The 16,639-nt window shown below is 50.1% G+C and carries 15 protein-coding genes and 1 riboswitch; of the genes, 10 read left to right on the forward strand and 5 right to left on the reverse strand.

Features of this window, described 5'->3' with window-relative positions; translation table 11 throughout:
- From NG792_RS18770 to NG792_RS18780, 3 genes are all read left to right on the forward strand, one after another.
- Window positions 1–1,221: an FIST signal transduction protein gene (locus NG792_RS18770; RefSeq protein WP_261199029.1), complete on the forward strand. Its 1,221-nt coding sequence runs from the start codon at window positions 1–3 to the stop codon at window positions 1,219–1,221.
- A 606-nt stretch (window positions 1,222–1,827) separates the two neighbouring features.
- Window positions 1,828–2,838, forward strand: coding sequence for a hypothetical protein (locus NG792_RS18775; RefSeq protein ID WP_261236389.1), 1,011 nt, complete (start codon window positions 1,828–1,830; stop codon window positions 2,836–2,838).
- 21 nt (window positions 2,839–2,859) lie between these two features.
- Entirely contained in the window at window positions 2,860–4,557 is a 1,698-nt protein-coding gene (locus NG792_RS18780) for a hypothetical protein (protein WP_261199027.1), read from the forward strand.
- A 314-nt stretch (window positions 4,558–4,871) separates the two neighbouring features.
- Here the strand turns inward: NG792_RS18780 and NG792_RS18785 are convergent, their stop codons facing one another.
- Window positions 4,872–6,032, reverse strand: a complete 1,161-nt coding sequence (locus NG792_RS18785; protein ID WP_261236390.1) for a metallophosphoesterase family protein — start codon at window positions 6,030–6,032, stop codon at window positions 4,872–4,874.
- Window positions 6,033–6,243: 211 nt separating this feature from the next.
- On the opposite strand from NG792_RS18785, the gene NG792_RS18790 reads away from it, so the two are divergent.
- Window positions 6,244–7,848, forward strand: coding sequence for a hypothetical protein (locus NG792_RS18790; protein WP_261236391.1), 1,605 nt, complete (start codon window positions 6,244–6,246; stop codon window positions 7,846–7,848).
- 99 nt (window positions 7,849–7,947) lie between these two features.
- Here the strand turns inward: NG792_RS18790 and NG792_RS18795 are convergent, their stop codons facing one another.
- Window positions 7,948–10,035, reverse strand: a complete 2,088-nt coding sequence (locus tag NG792_RS18795) for an NAD(P)/FAD-dependent oxidoreductase (protein ID WP_261236392.1) — start codon at window positions 10,033–10,035, stop codon at window positions 7,948–7,950.
- A 152-nt stretch (window positions 10,036–10,187) separates the two neighbouring features.
- Here NG792_RS18795 and NG792_RS18800 point away from each other — a divergent pair, with 152 nt between their 5' ends.
- From NG792_RS18800 to NG792_RS18810, 3 genes are all read left to right on the forward strand, one after another.
- Complete coding sequence (locus NG792_RS18800; RefSeq protein WP_261201692.1) at window positions 10,188–10,421, forward strand: hypothetical protein; 234 nt, start codon at window positions 10,188–10,190, stop codon at window positions 10,419–10,421.
- Between the two features lie 326 nt (window positions 10,422–10,747).
- Window positions 10,748–11,302, forward strand: a complete 555-nt coding sequence (locus NG792_RS18805; protein ID WP_261201694.1) for a TRAP transporter small permease subunit — start codon at window positions 10,748–10,750, stop codon at window positions 11,300–11,302.
- Window positions 11,286–12,626 (forward strand): TRAP transporter large permease, encoded by a 1,341-nt coding sequence (locus NG792_RS18810; RefSeq protein WP_261201695.1) that lies wholly within the window; start codon window positions 11,286–11,288, stop codon window positions 12,624–12,626. Before NG792_RS18805 ends, NG792_RS18810 begins: the two co-directional genes overlap by 17 nt.
- 94 nt (window positions 12,627–12,720) lie before the next feature.
- On the opposite strand, the gene gifA is transcribed toward NG792_RS18810, so the two are convergent.
- Both gifA and NG792_RS29175 read right to left on the reverse strand, forming a co-directional pair.
- Window positions 12,721–13,182, reverse strand: a complete 462-nt coding sequence (gene gifA, locus NG792_RS18815) for a glutamine synthetase inactivation factor IF7A (RefSeq protein ID WP_261236393.1) — start codon at window positions 13,180–13,182, stop codon at window positions 12,721–12,723.
- Window positions 13,183–13,222: 40 nt separating this feature from the next.
- A riboswitch (Glutamine riboswitch) is annotated at window positions 13,223–13,311 on the reverse strand.
- A gap of 213 nt (window positions 13,312–13,524) precedes the next feature.
- Window positions 13,525–13,647 carry a DUF8629 family protein gene (locus tag NG792_RS29175; protein WP_494337210.1) on the reverse strand — a complete coding sequence of 41 codons (123 nt, stop codon included), beginning with the start codon at window positions 13,645–13,647 and terminating at the stop codon, window positions 13,525–13,527.
- A 42-nt stretch (window positions 13,648–13,689) separates the two neighbouring features.
- Between NG792_RS29175 and NG792_RS18820 the strand changes: the two genes are divergently transcribed.
- Window positions 13,690–14,283: a DNA-3-methyladenine glycosylase gene (locus NG792_RS18820; protein ID WP_261201697.1), complete on the forward strand. Its 594-nt coding sequence runs from the start codon at window positions 13,690–13,692 to the stop codon at window positions 14,281–14,283.
- Window positions 14,284–14,402: 119 nt separating this feature from the next.
- Here NG792_RS18820 and NG792_RS18825 read toward each other — a convergent pair whose 3' ends face one another.
- Entirely contained in the window at window positions 14,403–14,945 is a 543-nt protein-coding gene (locus NG792_RS18825; RefSeq protein WP_261236394.1) for a GerMN domain-containing protein, read from the reverse strand.
- Between NG792_RS18825 and NG792_RS18830 the strand changes: the two genes are divergently transcribed.
- Window positions 14,944–15,936, forward strand: coding sequence for an aspartate carbamoyltransferase catalytic subunit (locus NG792_RS18830; RefSeq protein ID WP_261201699.1), 993 nt, complete (start codon window positions 14,944–14,946; stop codon window positions 15,934–15,936). The two genes, NG792_RS18825 and NG792_RS18830, sit on opposite strands and share 2 nt — an antisense overlap.
- 57 nt (window positions 15,937–15,993) lie before the next feature.
- Window positions 15,994–16,488 carry a molybdenum cofactor biosynthesis protein MoaE gene (locus tag NG792_RS18835; RefSeq protein WP_261201700.1) on the forward strand — a complete coding sequence of 165 codons (495 nt, stop codon included), beginning with the start codon at window positions 15,994–15,996 and terminating at the stop codon, window positions 16,486–16,488.
- Window positions 16,489–16,639 lie beyond the last annotated feature (151 nt).

The raw sequence follows: 16,639 nt of genomic DNA on the forward strand, positions 1-16,639 counted from the left end.
ATGAAGTGGGCAAATGCATTGTCAACCCGTCCTTCATTGGAAGGGGCAGTATTCGAGGTCGTAGAGCGATCGCAGCAGCTATTATCAGCCCCAGCCGATCTTGGCTTTGTGTTTATTTCCTCAGCTTTTGCCAGTGAATATTCCCGGCTGATGCCCTTACTGCAACAGCAGTTAGGAGTACCCGTTCTCATTGGCTGTTCCGGTAGCGGCATTATTGGCATGGATGGACAACTCGCCGCCCGAGAACTCGAAGAACAGCCCGCCTTGAGTCTAACCTTAGCTTGTTTGCCCGGGGTCAAAGTCGAAGCCTTTCATCTGCATGGGGAAGAACTGCCGGACTTAGATAGTCCTCCCGATGCCTGGGTGGAGACCATTGGGGTCCCCGCGAGCAGTCACCCCCACTTTATCCTGCTGGCGGATCCGTTTACGTCAAAAATTAATGACTTATTGCAAGGGCTAGATTTTGCTTACCCAGGGTCAGCTAAAGTTGGGGGATTAGCCAGCGGGGGAGCAATGGGAAACACCATTGCATTATTTAGCGGCGATCGCCTCTATCGAGAAGGAGCCGTTGGGGTGGCTTTGAGTGGGAATATAGTCTTAGAAACCATAGTTGCTCAGGGTTGTAAACCCATTGGGCATCCCTTTACAGTCAAAGAGTGTGAGCGCAATATTCTCCTGGCCCTAGATGCCGAACCCTGCGGTTCGGGGGTATCCCAAAGACCCCTAGAAGCCCTCAAAACCGTGATTGAAAGCCTCAGCGAATCAGACCGGCAGTTGGCCCAGCATTCCTTGTTTATTGGCATTGCCCGGAATGAATTTAAAGAGGAATTGGAACAGGGGGACTTTTTAATCCGCAATGTGTTGGGGGTGGACCCCAGAGAAGGAGCCATAGCCATCGGCGATCGCCTCCGTCCGGGCCAGCGCATCCAGTTCCACCTGCGGGACGCCCAAACCTCTGCGGAAGACCTAGAAATGCTCCTGCAACGGTATCAGAGTAATTTTTCTGCGGCAAATTCTTCCGTAGGAGCATTAATGTTTGCCTGTCTCGGGCGCGGTGAACAGCTTTATGGTGAGCCTGATTTTGACTCTCGTCTGTTTAGGCAATATGTCGGGAACATCCCCGTGAGTGGCTTTTTTTGCAACGGTGAAATTGGCCCAGTGGGGGGTGGAACCTTCCTTCATGGATACACGTCCGTATTTGGAATATGTCACCCACTCTAAAAGCTATCGATTAACAGAGTGTTCGCTCACCCCTTCGGGGAAACGCCATTGCCGTTATCGATTTCTTAAATGCTAACTTGGGCTGACCCTTATTGCCTTCCTTATAAGGAAAGCAACTGCGGCCCATTGCAGCAATTCTTTCACCTCTTTTCTAAAGGGAAGTTGGAAAATTAAGAACCCGAAAGGGTTTCGACACTATGTCGGGGGAAGTTTTTACTTTTTTAAGTCTCTATACTCGGGATAAAAAAAGAAAAACTACCTAAATTTACGGAAATTGAGGAGATAAAAATTAACAAAAATTTTCAGGTTAAAAAATTACATTAGGTCCATTTCTTTTGTGGTATGTTAGCGATTAGCAGATAAAAATTTTGCTAATTTCAGCTTCGTCTACGCAACCCGCATTGATCCGGGAGTTTAAGTTTAAAAAAATAAAAAAACTCTAGGATTGGCATCCAGTTAATGGATCTGTGGCTTTTTTTCCCATCCATCCCATTCAATGGATTTGTCTGTAAACCATCCCTCTTTAATGCAAACCTAAGCGGGTGACACCGATTTCCAGACAATCCAATGGGAAACAAATGAGCAAGTTTCCTCATCAAAAATTATATGAAGATTTGCCCTGTCCAACCGGCGATTCTCGCGATCGCATTATTAGGGCCTCTGGGGTGGGCTACCGGCGCGATCGCTCAAACCCTAAGTCCCTTAGACCTTGACCCTCTCACCCAGGACTGTCAAGCCTGCTTACTCGATCGCCCGACAACTCCCACCCTGGGTTTACCCCTTGCACCCAATCATACAGAATCATCCTGGAGGGATCCGGAGATGATTTCCCAAACCTCTGATAATCCCACCGGGCAAAACATCAGAGCACAAACCCAGCAACTCCAGCAGCGCCTACAAACCCTGCAACAAGTGCCACTGCAACAAATCTATCTGGGCGCACCAGGAACCAGTTCCAATACCCCCACCGCTTATGGGGGACGCTTTGGCAGCGTGGGAGTTGGCTTTAGCTATCAACAGCGAACCCGGTACACCGACGAAAGCGATGGCACCACCGGACTCGTCATGAGTTTTGGAGACCCCCAGAACGTCGTCGGGTTAGATGTCGGGGTAACCCTGTTGGACTTATCCAGCATCAACGATCGCGGAAGTTTTGGCGAACGCGGCTCCTTTAACTTCAAAGCGCACCGTGCCTTTCCCGGTGACTTGGCCGTCGCAGTGGGACTGGAAAACGCCTTAATCTGGGGCTTTTCCGATGCCGATACCAGCCTTTATGGAGTCGTCAGCAAGCGATTTCGCCTCAGCGAAAATAGCCAAGACCCTTTTAGCCGACTGTCCGTCTCTGCCGGAGTCGGGAACGGACGCTTTCGCACCGAAGACCAAGTGCAAGACGACGAAGGGAGCATCGGCGTATTTGGTAGCGTTGCCGTGCAAGTCATCCCCCCGGTCAGCGTTTTCACCGAATGGACCGGCCAAGACTTAAACATTGGAGCATCAGTCTTGCCCTTTCGCAACCTGCCCCTTGTGATTACCCCAACCCTCAGCGACATCACCGGAACCGCCGGGGATGGCACTCGCTTTACGTTAGGAGTTGGCTACGGAATGTCCTTTTTTTAACCCAAATTCAGGAGGGTGAACGTGAAAGTTCTCTATTTCTTACTCAAAACTGGTCTGTTTCTAAGTCTGCCTCTCGGATTTTCCCTAGCGGCCACTCTGATTGCCCCGAGTTCAGTCCAAGCACAAACCAATCAATCCGATATTACCGGCGACGGGGGTGGAAATTCCAGCACCATAATCAATAGCAACTCCAATATCAAAGTCACCACCACCATTATTACCAACCAATCCGATAGTACCGGGGGAGTCATTGGCGGCGGGGGTACGATTATTCGAGAAATTACCGTCTCGATTACCCGCATTTTAATCGACAGCAATTTGGCGAACATGACTGCGTTTCTGACGCCGACCCCTGGCGGGGAAAGCAGCGCAACGCCAACGCCAACTCCAACGGCAACACCTACTCCGCCTCCGACTATCGAGCCGGTTTCTAGCCCGGAACCCGCACCCGTTCAGGAATCTGCTGCTCCTCAACCCACACCTCTACCCCCACTGCCAAGCGCCCAACAGCCCGGACCCCAACAATCTGCTCCTGTTTCCACGAATCAATCGGATTCCACGGGAAATACTCCGATACCAACCCCTGGACCCGGAGCAGGGGGTCCCCAAAACCCCGCGATTCAAATTGTGGAACTGCCTCTAGGACCTCAACGGTTTGTCATGCTGGTGCCTTCAGGTAACAATGGACGGGGCAATGGTATTGGGACCCTCGTTGCATTGCTCAACTTAGGCGAACAGGCTCAGGGTCGCGTGCGCCTTTTAGCAAGTTGGAACTGGGGTAGCTGGGGCGGAATGCTCGTGCGCATCGGCAATCAGCGCGTGTTTATTAGCCTCGCTGGGATTTCTCCGGGTTCCTCTCAAAATAACCCTGTGTTACCTGGTGGGATGGCAAATGGAGCCTTTAGCTTCGTGGGCGTCGTCACAGGGGCCTGGGTTGACCCTCCGATCGCTGAAGGATTCCGCTACACCATGAACTCGGATTCTCTGTTTACGGAGATTCAAGACTTCCCCACAGGTTTCCCCAATCCGTTTACCGTGTCTGTCAACGGTCAAGAACTGGGTGAATTTGGTCCTGGCGACTCGGTAGATTTTACCCAGTTTCCCGGTGGTGGCGTCAAAGAGTTTACCATCACGGGTTTAACGCCCTTAGTCGATCCAGAAAACCCGATCGCTTTCCCCTTGAAAGTTGGGTTTAATACCGAAACCGCTGATTTTACAATGGGTGCGATTCTCGATCCCGAAGCGGTGGCGTTCTATGAGGAAAATCCCGTGGGACCGGAACCGTTCACCTTTAATATTCTCAGCGATGGCGGAACGATGGAAATCGTCCCAGCTTCTACATCGGAAGTGTTGCGAGAAAATGCCGATCGCGTTGCTGAGGGAATTTCTGACCCAGGCAAACGTCAGCAGTTCTTAAACCAAGTCGCAGCGGTGGAAACCGATTTGAACCAATTATCCTCCAAGTTCCAATCCTTACTCCCAGTTGGTGGCGGACTGAATGCGACGGGATTAAATCCATCGATGACTTCTGTGGAAAGTCTGCGGCAGTCCCTACCTTTGTTGCTGGAAGAGTTGGACAATCTCTCGGATAATGCTTCTGAATCTGAGGCAATGCCGATCGCCAATCTGATCAACGAAGTTGAAGGCATGACCAGCTTACTAGAAGCAGTCACCCCCATGCTGTCTCAGATGCGAGAGTCCCTTGCTATTGCTCGCTAGGACAAGAAACTAGGTTTCTGTACCAGAAATACAGGATTCTAGGGTTAACAAATCCGCCGATGAACTGCTTTTCCCTAAAAAGTAGGTTCCTCGGCGGATTCTGTGTAGAGTCTATAAAAACCCGCACCCTCAAGGGTGGGGCTACACGGACGAAGCCCGCCTGCGCGGGCTAAAACCGAAAACCAACTTTTTACAACTGGATTTGGTCTGATACTCCATCCGGTTGTCAGAGATTTACTTTACTCCTCAGCCTGCGTAGGCAGGCTTTGTCCGTGGAGCCAGACCCTTGAGGGTGCGGGTTTTTATAGACAGACTCATTTCGACAAGACTAGGGTTCCGTGGTTGTCCATCGCCAGAGGTTGTTGTGAAGAAGCCCGATCGCCATTTTGGGAATTTCCCCCTGCACTAAAGGTCTGAAAATAGCGGCGGACCTGGGGGGGAAACTCGGGAAAATCAAAACTCCCATCTCCACAAGCAATATCCGCCCAAAAATAGCGTAAAGTTGGGGCGAGAATTTCCGCTTGAGACTGAGGCAGATTTAACGGGGAGGCCATGAGTAACTGCATCATAAACGAATGAGAGCGATCGCCCATCCACTCTCGCGACAGTTGCAGTAACTGCGGCCATCCCGGGACCGACTCAATGCGATGGGTGCGAATATCTAAAAAATGCTGACCTTCGATATCCGTGCGATAGTGAAACACTCGGTAGGGGTGAGGATGACTCACTAAAGAGCCGGTCGTGATATCATAGATGCCATGATCCGAGGCTACATCCTGGACGTGCAAATGTCCCGTCAACACAAGCTGTACCCCTGCCTCCTGCAACATTTCCACCAGAGTGGGTGCATTGTCTAACATATACCTCCGTCCCATCGCGTGTTGGGATTGTCCCGGTAAATGTTCTAAAACATTATGGTGAATCATCACCATCACTTGTTCATCGGGAGTAACCTGATCCAATACCTCTTGCAACCATTGCAATTGCTGTAAGTCCATCCGCCCGAGTTGCTTGCCATTTCCGTCAAATTGGTTAGAATTAAGACCAATGAGCCGAACTCCAGGTAAGACTTCATGGCTGTAGTAAAGTTGCTCGGGATTTTGATAACCAAATTGACGATAATAATAGGGAAAATCGGCCAAACCAATCGACTTTTTATCCGCGATCGCCACCGGCACATCATGATTTCCGGGAATGACATAAGCAGGAAATGGCAATTTTGTCAAGCGGTCTGCTAACCATTCATGATTAGCCGGTTCTCCATGCTGAGTTAAATCCCCAGGTAGGAGTAAAAAATCAATATCCAGTTGAGCTAAATGGGCCAGGGCAGCTTCTAAAGCCGGGATACTCACTTCAACCAAATGAAACCGGCTGAGGTGATCTAAAATCGTTTCTGGGACCGCAACGTGCGGATCGCTGATGACGGCAAATTTAAAATCGCGAACTGTTTTCTTTTTCACAAATTTCACAGTCATAAGTTATAAAATAAAAAACACAGAGTTGAAAAAGAGAGGGAATCAAAAAATGGCTATCACGTTCATAAAGGATTGACCTCTAATTCAGGTTTCTCAGGACCATTAAAATTCGGATTCCCAGGCCCAATTCCGTTGTTTTCCTCTAGGTTTGATAGCCTCCATGAGGAGTTCAACTGGAGTCTAAACTGTATTTAGTTTACCAAGGAAAGTAATGAGTGACGCTGAAAATCCCACCAACAATAAAAAGGAACCGATCGCACCCCAGGAATTGAGGCAGATAGAACCGGCGTTTCAACCGGCGGAGCCCATTGTCAAGCCGGAGATATCCCAGGATTTAGGCCCAGAAGAAGACTGGGAAACGGTAGAATTTCCCTATGCCATCAGTATTGATGCCTTATTGGTAAACAGTGAGGAAGAAGAACGAAGCGCCGCGATCCTGAGAAATACAGAATCGATTGGGGAGGCGATCGCCCGCATCAACGCCCCCACCCTCTCCTCAGCAGCGTCACCAGAAGCGATACTTTTAGAACAACTGCAACAGGAAAACTTGGAACTCGATGGGAGAGTTGAACAACTCGAAACCCTGCTGCATGAATGTAGACAATCCTTGCAACAGCAGCGATCGCAAGCCTTAGATCGCCAAAAACTATTAGACCGGCGTACCCTAGAACTCAAAAGTATCACCGGACAAATCGAGCAGTTATCGGAACATATCCACTCAGCGACCAAACAAATCCAACAGCAGCAACAACAAATCGCCGCCCTAGGGACTCAACTGCAAATCAGCCAAGAAATTAGAGCACAACTGGAACGGGAATGCGCCCTGACCCAGCAACGCTATCACGAACAATCCCAGATTTTAGTTCAAACCCAAACCGCCTGTCAGGACCTGCGAGCTCGCCTGCATCGCCAGCAACGCCACACCTTGCAATTTAAAGCGGCCCTGGAAAAATGTATTGAGACCCCGCTAGAAAAAGCCAGTGCGATCGCCTCCCTGCGCCAGTCCACCCTAGAAGAACCCACGGAGGTTGTCGAAACAGGCGCAAAAGAAGCGATCGCCAACCCGAATCCCGCCAACACCACCCTCTTCCCGAAAGCCGACCCCATCAAACCTTGGTCCCTTGCGGATTCCGATCAAACCGAACCCAGGCAGCAACCCGTCCCCGAAGTGAAATCTGGGGCCAACTTATCAAAAATTCGCCTGCCTTTGTCTGCCAGGGGAGAGCATTTACAACCCTTTCCCTCCCATATTCCAACCCAGGAAACTATCCCAGAGCAACCTTCTCCTAAAAACGAAACCCCATCCAAAGACTCGGAAAATCAGCAACCCGTCTGGGAAGATTTAGACTCCTTGATTGAAAAGCCCCATTTAGAACCCAAACGCGATCGCCCGGTGATTTTGGCCCCGGCGACTCCCGTCTTATCCCTGCATCTCCCCTCGGCCCCCGTTGTTTCTCCCTTAACCGACAGAATAGGCGATCGCACCCTAGACCCTAGCATCCAGGGCGAGCAAACCCCCGCCCCTGTTCAGCGCGAACCCCTGCTCACCGGCAACAGCGAAGTGCAACTGTTGTTACAAGCAAAAGCCTTCTCCCAACAACCCCAAAGCCCTACTCCTTCCCCCATCCAATTGCCCGGGGAACCCCCTCAAATGGGGCAGCTACAGGCCAATTTAGAGTCAAATACCCCTTCCCCCAGTGGCGGGTCAAACCCATCCCCTTGGCCTGCACCCGTCGTCTATCCCGTGCGATCGGCCCAGAAAAAACGCAACTCCTTCTCAGCGGTAGAATTACCCAGTTTCTCCAATAAAAAATAAACTGCCTCTTGTCCCCTCCCCTGATTCTTGGGGAGGGGACAAGAGGCAGTTAAGCGGAAAAAATCTACTCCTGTAAGGGGTTCAAATCCCCGTCAATTTTTAACCACTCACCCCTTCTTCTACCGTGTGATTTTTTTTGCCCAGATTCCAGCGCTTTAACTCACCCTGTGGGCGTCCCAGTCCATCGGTTAGGGCATAACTTTTAGCCAGTAACCACAGCCATAACCCAGGAAATCGGGGTTCTAATCCCGGTTGAATATTGCGGACAAATCCAGGCAACCAACCCAACACCCAACCCAAGAAAGAAACTAGAGTAAAGTACAGATAACTGCCCACCCAGCGCAGCATATCTTTCGGGCCCGCTAGTTCCCAAATCCACAACAACAGGGAGGGATTTTGCCAAGCGGCTTTCAGGGCCAATCGATGAAAAGTCAGCCAGTCTACGCGGTCTTTAATAAACGTATCAGCCACGGGTCCGGGTTCATCCGCTAAGACCCCAAAAAATGTATTCAGCATGGAATTAATCCGTTCGGGGGGTAAGAACCGACCCGTGGGAACCATCATGCCTTTAGAAAAGAGCCAAGTTACGGCAACATTGCTTTGAAAGGCGCGAATTTGGTTTAAGTGGCGCGACTCCAATAAATCATGTTTGAGGGCAGTATCTAGCAGAGTGGTTAACCGGGCCATATTGCGGACCAGGGAACCAAATCCGGTGAAGACTAGGGGAGATTGTAAAGACGCGGCATCCCCGATCGCCATCAACCGATCAACTGCTACCCGGCGATCGTGACTTGCCACACTAAAATATCCCGGAATATAGCCAAAAGTGGCTTTTTTCCACTCTAGGCGATCGATATCGCACCGTCGATACTCCGGCAGAATGGTAAAAAAGTCCTCATACATTTCTAGTAATGAACCCGGGTTATCGGGGTGAACCTGATGGTAGTGGAATAAATAACAGGTGAGTTCAGAACCCGCCGCCGGGAATAACTCCCAAATCAGTTGTCGTCCCCGGGAAATGTCCCCATGACTGTTGAGCACATCTCCATATTGCGAATCCCAAACTCCAGGTTCAAACCCATCGGCAATCACTGCCCCCACCGTGGGACAGACACTATCAAAGGTGCGACTGCCGTTAAGTTGCCAGGCGATCGGGGAAGCCGTTCCCATTGCATCCACCAACAAGCGACCCCCAGCCACTCGGTCCTCCCCCGTGGGGAGATGTTTTGCCTTGACCACTGCTTGCTGGGGTTCAATTTCAGCCGTAAGAAATTCCGTCTCATCCCAAATTTCTCCCCCCGCTTCCCGGAGTTTTGTGCCACAAAGTTTCAGCAGTTTTTCCGCATCGATCGCAATATTCAGAACCGTAGGCGTATGCAAAATTGCGGCTTTACATTGGGGGGGATTGTTGGCATCAAAGAATTTATGAAACCCATTTTTATATTCACAGGCAATCACACTTTCAAATTCTGCCGGGGTAAATAAACCCAAGTCAATCAAATTTTGAAATTCCCCCCGGGAAATATTCCATTCCCGGTTCATTCGACCAAACGGTAAGCGTTCCAACAGCAGAACCCGATACCCCAGTCGCGCCATGACTGCAGCATGAATCACCCCCAAGGCCCCGCCAATATAAATTAAATCGTAGGGGGGAGGTGTAACAGATTCACTTTGGGGTTTTTCAAACAGCACCTGTTTGGGTTGCTGGGGATTGCGCACTCCTTCGCGCCATCGTTGTTCCCACCAGTAAACTCGCTTGAGGTCGTATTCTCCATTGGGTATTTTTTGAAAGTATTTAACCGTGAGGGGGTAATCCGAGGCTAAAGCTTCAAAGATAGTTTGTTTAGATAAGTTGATTTCCGGGGGTTCCGGATAGTGGCAGGGAAACCGATCTCTGATTTGGCGAGTCAACCGGGCTATGATTTGTTTTTCCTGTGCAATGGGTCGTTCAGACCATCGGAAAACTTTCAGGTAGGCGGTTCTCTGAACGGTCCAGGCAAAGATAGAGAGTTCCGGCGCACCTCCCGGTCCAGGTTTGGATGGGTCTGGCTCTTGACAAAATTCGATTCTTATGCCATCACGAGTAAGGAGTTTTTTTCCAAGGTCCGGAGTGAAGTCCTGGTGCAACCAAGTCCGAACGGCTTCGATATCCGGTGTGGGAACTTCTAAATAGAGGATTTCTTTCATGATGAGCAAGATTTACTCCGATAAATCGGCTAAAAATAGGGTTGACAAGGGGGAAAAGTGCGCTAAGATTCCGGTTACAGAATTAAAATTCCTTAAAAAAAGTTAAGAAACTCATCATATTGATTGATACCCAGGAGATCTGCGGATTAACCATGAATTATCCCATTCCCACGAATCCACAAGAACTGGTTGCGCTGCGGCAACAACCCATTGATGAAGAATTAGTGGCATCGGCGATCGCGGGGGTGATAAAAATTGCACGGGCGCAGGGCAAGTCTTTAGAGGAAGTGACGGCAGAAGTTTTAGCCGACGACTCCCTACTCGACTTACATCAGCGGCGGTGGCTGAGTGAATTAGTCTCTCAAGCCTGGGATAGTCTAGGGTAGCCAGAAATAGCACCCATCCTTACCCTATTCTAGGTCGCAGGATGAGCGAGGCTCTCCCCCATCGGAGCCGGGATGTCCAGAGGGTGGCACCCTGCTACTTCCCGTTTCCCGTGCAGTCGCCCTGGCCTTCTTCCAGGATTCTGCTCCGTTAGAATAGCTGACTCTAGTTGATTGAACAGACTTCTGGGTTCGGTGTCAACTGCAACAGGCCACAGTTCGCCACAATACCCGCGATCGCAGCGTAATGGCGATCGCGGGTATAATTTCATCCCCCATTCAGCATAAAATCATCTCCAGTTCATTCCTTCATTAGACAAGATCTGACCTTGGATAAACTATTACGCCTATCCACCCTGATCGATCGCCTGAATGAATATATCGGACGGTTCCTGAATTGGCTGGTCCTGCTGATGGTCCTCGTGGGCGTCTGGAACGTCATCGGTCGCTTTCTGGGGCGTGCAGTGGGTCAAAACTTGACCTCCAATGCCCTGATCGAGACCCAATGGTATATTTTTGACCTGATTTTCCTCTTAGGTGCAGCCTATGCCCTCAAGCATGACGAGCACGTTCGAGTTGACGTTTTCTATAGCAGTTGGTCACCCAAATGGAAAGCCTTATTAGACTTAATCGGCACCCTGTTATTCCTAATTCCCTTTTCGATTTTGGTGATATTTTTCTCCTGGAATACCATTGCTTCATCCTGGGCGATCGGTGAAATTTCCCCAGACCCCGGGGGCTTACCCCGCTACCCCATTAAAACGGTTATTCTAATCAGCTTCTTCCTGCTCATTCTCCAAGGAATTTCCGAAGCCATTAAAAAGTTTGCGATTTTCCAAGGCTGGCTACCCCCCCACGAGGAACGTCATGAATCTGAGTTATGACTATCAATGGCTAGGCCCTGCCATGTTTGCCGGTGCCTTAGTCCTCTTATCCTTTGGCTATCCCGTCGCCTTTTCTCTCGGTGGCGTCGCCATCATATTTGGTCTATTAGGGATGGCTTTAGGTGTTTTTGATCCAGTCCTGTTAAATGCGATGCCCTTGCGAATCTTTGGCATCATGGAAAACTATACCCTCCTCGCCATCCCCTACTTTATCTTTATGGGGGCGATGCTGGAAAAATCCGGCATTGCCGAAAACCTATTAGAAACAATGGGGATTCTGTTCGGGCGGTTGCGCGGGGGATTAGCCCTAGCCGTAGTCTTAGTCGGGGCCTTATTAGCCGCCACCACCGGAGTTGTGGCCGCAACTGTCGTGGCGATGGGATTAATTTCTCTGCCAATTATGTTGCGATATGGCTATAACAAACAACTGGCAACCGGAGTAATCGCCGCCTCGGGAACCCTCGGACAAATTATCCCCCCTTCCGTTGTATTAGTGGTGCTTGGGGATCAGTTAGGGGTTTCCGTCGGGGATTTATTTATCGGGTCATTAATTCCCGGATTAATGATGGCCGGGGCTTTTGCCTTGCACGTGGTCATTATTGCCTTTTTACGGCCTGAGTTAGCCCCTGCATTGCCCTCAGAAGTTCGCACCATGACTGGGACAAAATTGTTAATTCGGGTCGTCACGGTGATGATTCCCCCGACCCTGTTAATTTTACTGGTTCTGGGTAGCATCTTTTTTGGAATTGCTACCCCCACCGAAGCCGGGGCCGTCGGTGCATTGGGTGCAGTCGTCCTAGCCGGGGCCAACCGCAGACTCAGTTGGGCATCCGTCCAAGGGGTCTGTGATATTACCCTCCGAACCACCACAATGGTGATGTTCATCCTCATTGGATCGACCGCATTTAGCCTAATTTTTCGAGGCTTACATGGGGATAGTTTCATGTTTGATTTACTCACTAACTTGCCTGGGCAAACCACAGGCTTTTTGTTCGTCAGTATGCTGACGGTTTTCATACTGGGGTTCTTTATCGATTTCTTTGAAATTGCATTTATCGTGGTTCCCCTATTTGTCCCCGTCGCCCAAACATTAGGCTTAGATTTAGTGTGGTTTGGCGTAATTTTAGGCGCGAACCTCCAAACCTCTTTTCTAACTCCTCCATTTGGTTTTGCCTTATTTTATCTGAGGGGAATCGCCCCACCGGAAATCACAACGCGGGATATTTATCTTGGGGTCATCCCCTTTATTTTGCTTCAGCTTTTGGTTTTGATTCTGCTGATTGTATTTCCGGGGATTGTCAGCTTTTTACCCTCTCTCTCTTGAGCGCTTAATCCTGAACTGGAGGGCACAAAAAAACACCCCCAAAGGGGTGTTTAAAACTGTTAAAAATTGCTGAGTCTAGTTCAGGAATCTTTGATTAACTTAAGGAAGCCGAACTGCGGGAATAGGAAGCTCGGAAACTGGGATGAACTTTGCCTTGGATGCGATTCCAGTAGTTAGAAATATCGCTAGACAGTCCCACTTCAGCGGCCACTCGACCGAGCATAGCCTGTTGACGTTTCTTGATGGCAAGGCCATTGGAAAGGGTCAAAGCCCGAGCTTTTTCCTCTAAATTTGCGACCCATAATTGATCCACAGGTGCGGTAGGAATGCAGGGGGGAGTCTCATAGCTTTCTTTGACAACCACCTGGGCAGTGCCTGTAGAATAGGTGGCACCGCGATACATCAGTTCCGCCGTTGGTTCTTCCATGGGATACGTTAGGGCATTGCTCAACCGCCAGTGTACGCCTCGATATTGACCTGCCAGTTCCAGGGGGGTGATGTTGGGCGTGGGAACGGGGTTGGATTCATAGCTAATCCCACGATAGGTAAGTTTCATGCGCGTCTTCTACTCCTAAAACAGTGTCGTGATTGAGTAAGCCGCGTTCCTTCGGGACAACTCCCTACTTCCGTCCCTGCCGGGGACCTAACAATCAGGTAGTTCGCAAAGCCGGTAGAGATGAACGTATCTATAAATTCTGTATTCATTTTTACAGTTTTGCAAGTCGGTGTCAAGTATTTCAGGATACCTTTACAAAACTTGACGAGACCCGGTAGGGGGGAGAAAGGGAGCGATCGCGGATTTGTCCCGGCAAGCGCTTATTTTCCCGTTATTCAGCCGCAAAAAAGACACCCTTGGCAGGTGTCTTTTTTAAACGGCAATCGAAAGGACTCAGGCAAATTAGTGGGCTGATCCGTTCCCATGATAGTTATCAGAATCGTAGAAGCCGTTTTTGGTCCCAAAAAACAGGCAGGATACGATAAAAACAATGCTCAGAATTGGCAGAATTAATTTGATATCCATAAATTTCCACTAACAACAAAACCAGGATGAATGAAACCAAACATGACTATTGTAGAACCTGAATGGCTGGCCCGTCCATCCACAGAAGTCGCACCGGCTTTAATTGGTTGCGCTTTAGTCCGGCAACTCCCGGATGGTCAAAGAATTCTGGCTAGAATCGTAGAAACTGAAGCCTACCAACCGGGAGATCCAGCCAGTCATGCCTCCCGAGGCCGCACCCCGCGTAATCAGGCGATGTTTGGGCTACCGGGAACGATTTATGTCTATCTGATTTATGGGATGTACCACTGCCTGAATATTGTCTGCGATCGCCCAGGGGTTGCCAGTGCGGTCCTGATTCGCGCCTTACAACTAGATGTCATGCCCCCCGGGATCCAGAAGATCGAAAAGTTATCTCGGATTGCTGCAGGACCGGGGAAACTCTGTCGGACCCTGCAAATCGATCGCAGTTTGAACGATCGCCCTTTACAACTTGGGGGTCCCCTGTGGTTAGAACATCGGACCCCAGAATTTCAGCAGCAGTTAGACCAAGGAACCCTTAGCTTAGTTCAAACCACCCGGATAGGAATTTCCTTGGGAACTGATTTGCTTTGGCGTTGGTACTTGGCAAACAGTCCATCCGTCTCCAAATTTTAAAGATTTAATGAAGAAGCGGACCGCCACAAAAAAACCGGGTTTCTCCGAAACCGGGTCAGTGACTGCCCCAAATCTCGCTTCAGAAACCCGGTTTCGCGGTTTATGGACTCGCGTGAGTCTTAAATATCCAAGGGTTCTCCGCGCTCCGTAAATTCCACAGTCTCGATCTGCCACTGGGGATTTTCCGTTAAGGTTCGTTCCAGACTGCCGAAGAGGGAAAACCGCTCACAGCTAGACAGAGAGACAAATTGCCGTTGAGAATTTGGATCCGCCCGCAGATCCACCGTGGCAACTCCCGTGGTGTTATCCACGGTGACCCGATAACCGACGATATTAAAATCAACCGTCCCGGCATTTTGGATGACTTGACCCACTGCTGCCTCAATCGGGCGATCGCTGGGAACTGACACCGTTTGGGGCAGCAATTCTTGACACTGGGGGTCCGCTTCGTAAATCGTTACGTTCGCCATTGCCACCGACTGGGGTTGTTGCGGTTCCGGAGAGACCGCCCCATTGGAAGGGGATGAGGGCATCCCCGGGTCCGTGGTAGTCGGTGGGGTCCCACACCCCGTCACGGACAATAAAATCACGAGAGTGATGCCAAGGATCGGCTGGGCTATATATTTTTTGAGGATAGAATTCGAGTGATAAACTTCTTGCATGGCTACTACCTGGACTCGCCGCCACATTATTTCTCTGGCTGATTTTGTTTCTTCAGAATACGATACGGTGCTGCAAACTGCCGCTAGTTTTGGGGAGGTCCTCTCCCGACGCATGAAAAAAGTGCCGACCCTGCAAGGGCAGGTGGTGGCTAATTTATTTTTTGAACCCTCAACTCGCACCCGCAGCAGTTTTGAACTGGCGGCAAAACGACTTTCTGCAGATACCCTGAATTTTGCTCCTGGCTCCTCTTCCCTGACGAAAGGGGAGACGATTTTGGATACGGCTAAAACTTATTTAGCTATGGGAACGGATTTGATGGTCATTCGCCATCGGGAGGCGGGAGTCCCCCAGGCGATCGCCACGGAAATGGACCGACTGGGCTCCCGAGTGGGGGTACTCAATGCCGGAGATGGGCAACATGAACATCCCTCCCAAGGATTGCTCGATTTGTTTACCATCTGCTCCTTGCTGGATCGGGAGCGCCCTCGCCTGGAACTGCTTCAGGGTAAAAAAATTGCGATCGTCGGGGATATTCTGCATTCGCGGGTGGCGCGATCGAATATTTGGAGTCTGACGGCAGCTACGGGGGCTGAACTGCATCTGGCGGGACCTCCAACCCTCCTGCCGCAACTGTTTGCAGACATGGGGGTGGGCAGAGCTGGTCAGTTATCGTTACATTGGACGGTAGAAGAAGCCCTGGAAAATGCTGATTTTGTGATGACTCTGCGATTACAAAAAGAGCGCATGAGCCAGCATCTCTTGCCGAGTTTGCGGGAGTATCATCAGCACTATGGGATTACCCGCGATCGCCTCAAACTCTGTAACCCGAATGTCAAAGTGTTACATCCGGGTCCTGTGAATCGAGGGGTAGAAATCAGTTCCGACCTGATGGATGACCCCCAGTTTAGCCTAATTTCTCAACAAGTCACTTCCGGGGTGGCGGTGCGCATGGCTTTGCTGTATTTGATGGGGGGCGGCAAGGTTCAGTAGAATGGACGGGGGGATTTTAAACTGAGTTGTCACTGACCTTACAAAAGTGCATTAACCATGACCAACCCAACGTTATCAACCCCGGTCCCGGATGCGAGCGCTTCCCCAAAAGGCGATCGCTTTGCCCTAACTTTTGCCCCCCTTTCCCTACAGGAAGTTTATGCTCTAGCTGATGACCCTGGCAATGGGGCCGTGGTGGTCATGAGTGGCATGGTTCGCAATCAAACCGATGGGAAACCTGTGGTTGCCCTAGAGTATCAAGCCTACGCACCAATGGCAGTGGCGATTTTTCAGCAAATTGCTGCCTCAATCCGGTCCACTTGGCCTGATGTGAAGCGGGTGGTGATTTTTCATCGAACTGGGCGCTTACAAATTGGTGAAATTAGTGTATTAGTGGCGGTGGGTTCTCCTCATCGCCGGGAAGCCTTTGAAGCCTGTCAATATGCGATCGATACTCTCAAACACAACGCCCCCATTTGGAAAAAAGAACATTGGGCTGATGGTTCTAGTTCTTGGGTTAGTATTGGAGCTTGTGAAACCCAGGAGGAATAATTAGAAATCCAGTGTCGGTCTAAATGGGTAGCTCCGAAAATTAGACCTCTTACAAAATAACGGATTGCTCTCCCCAACCCCCCATACTCAGGGGGGCTTTTAGAATTTTGCCAGAAGTCTATTATAAAACTTTGTCCGTGGGAGGATCTTG

This window comes from Laspinema olomoucense D3b (assembly GCF_025370785.1).
GTDB classification, from domain to species: Bacteria; Cyanobacteriota; Cyanobacteriia; order Cyanobacteriales; family Laspinemataceae; genus Laspinema; species Laspinema olomoucense.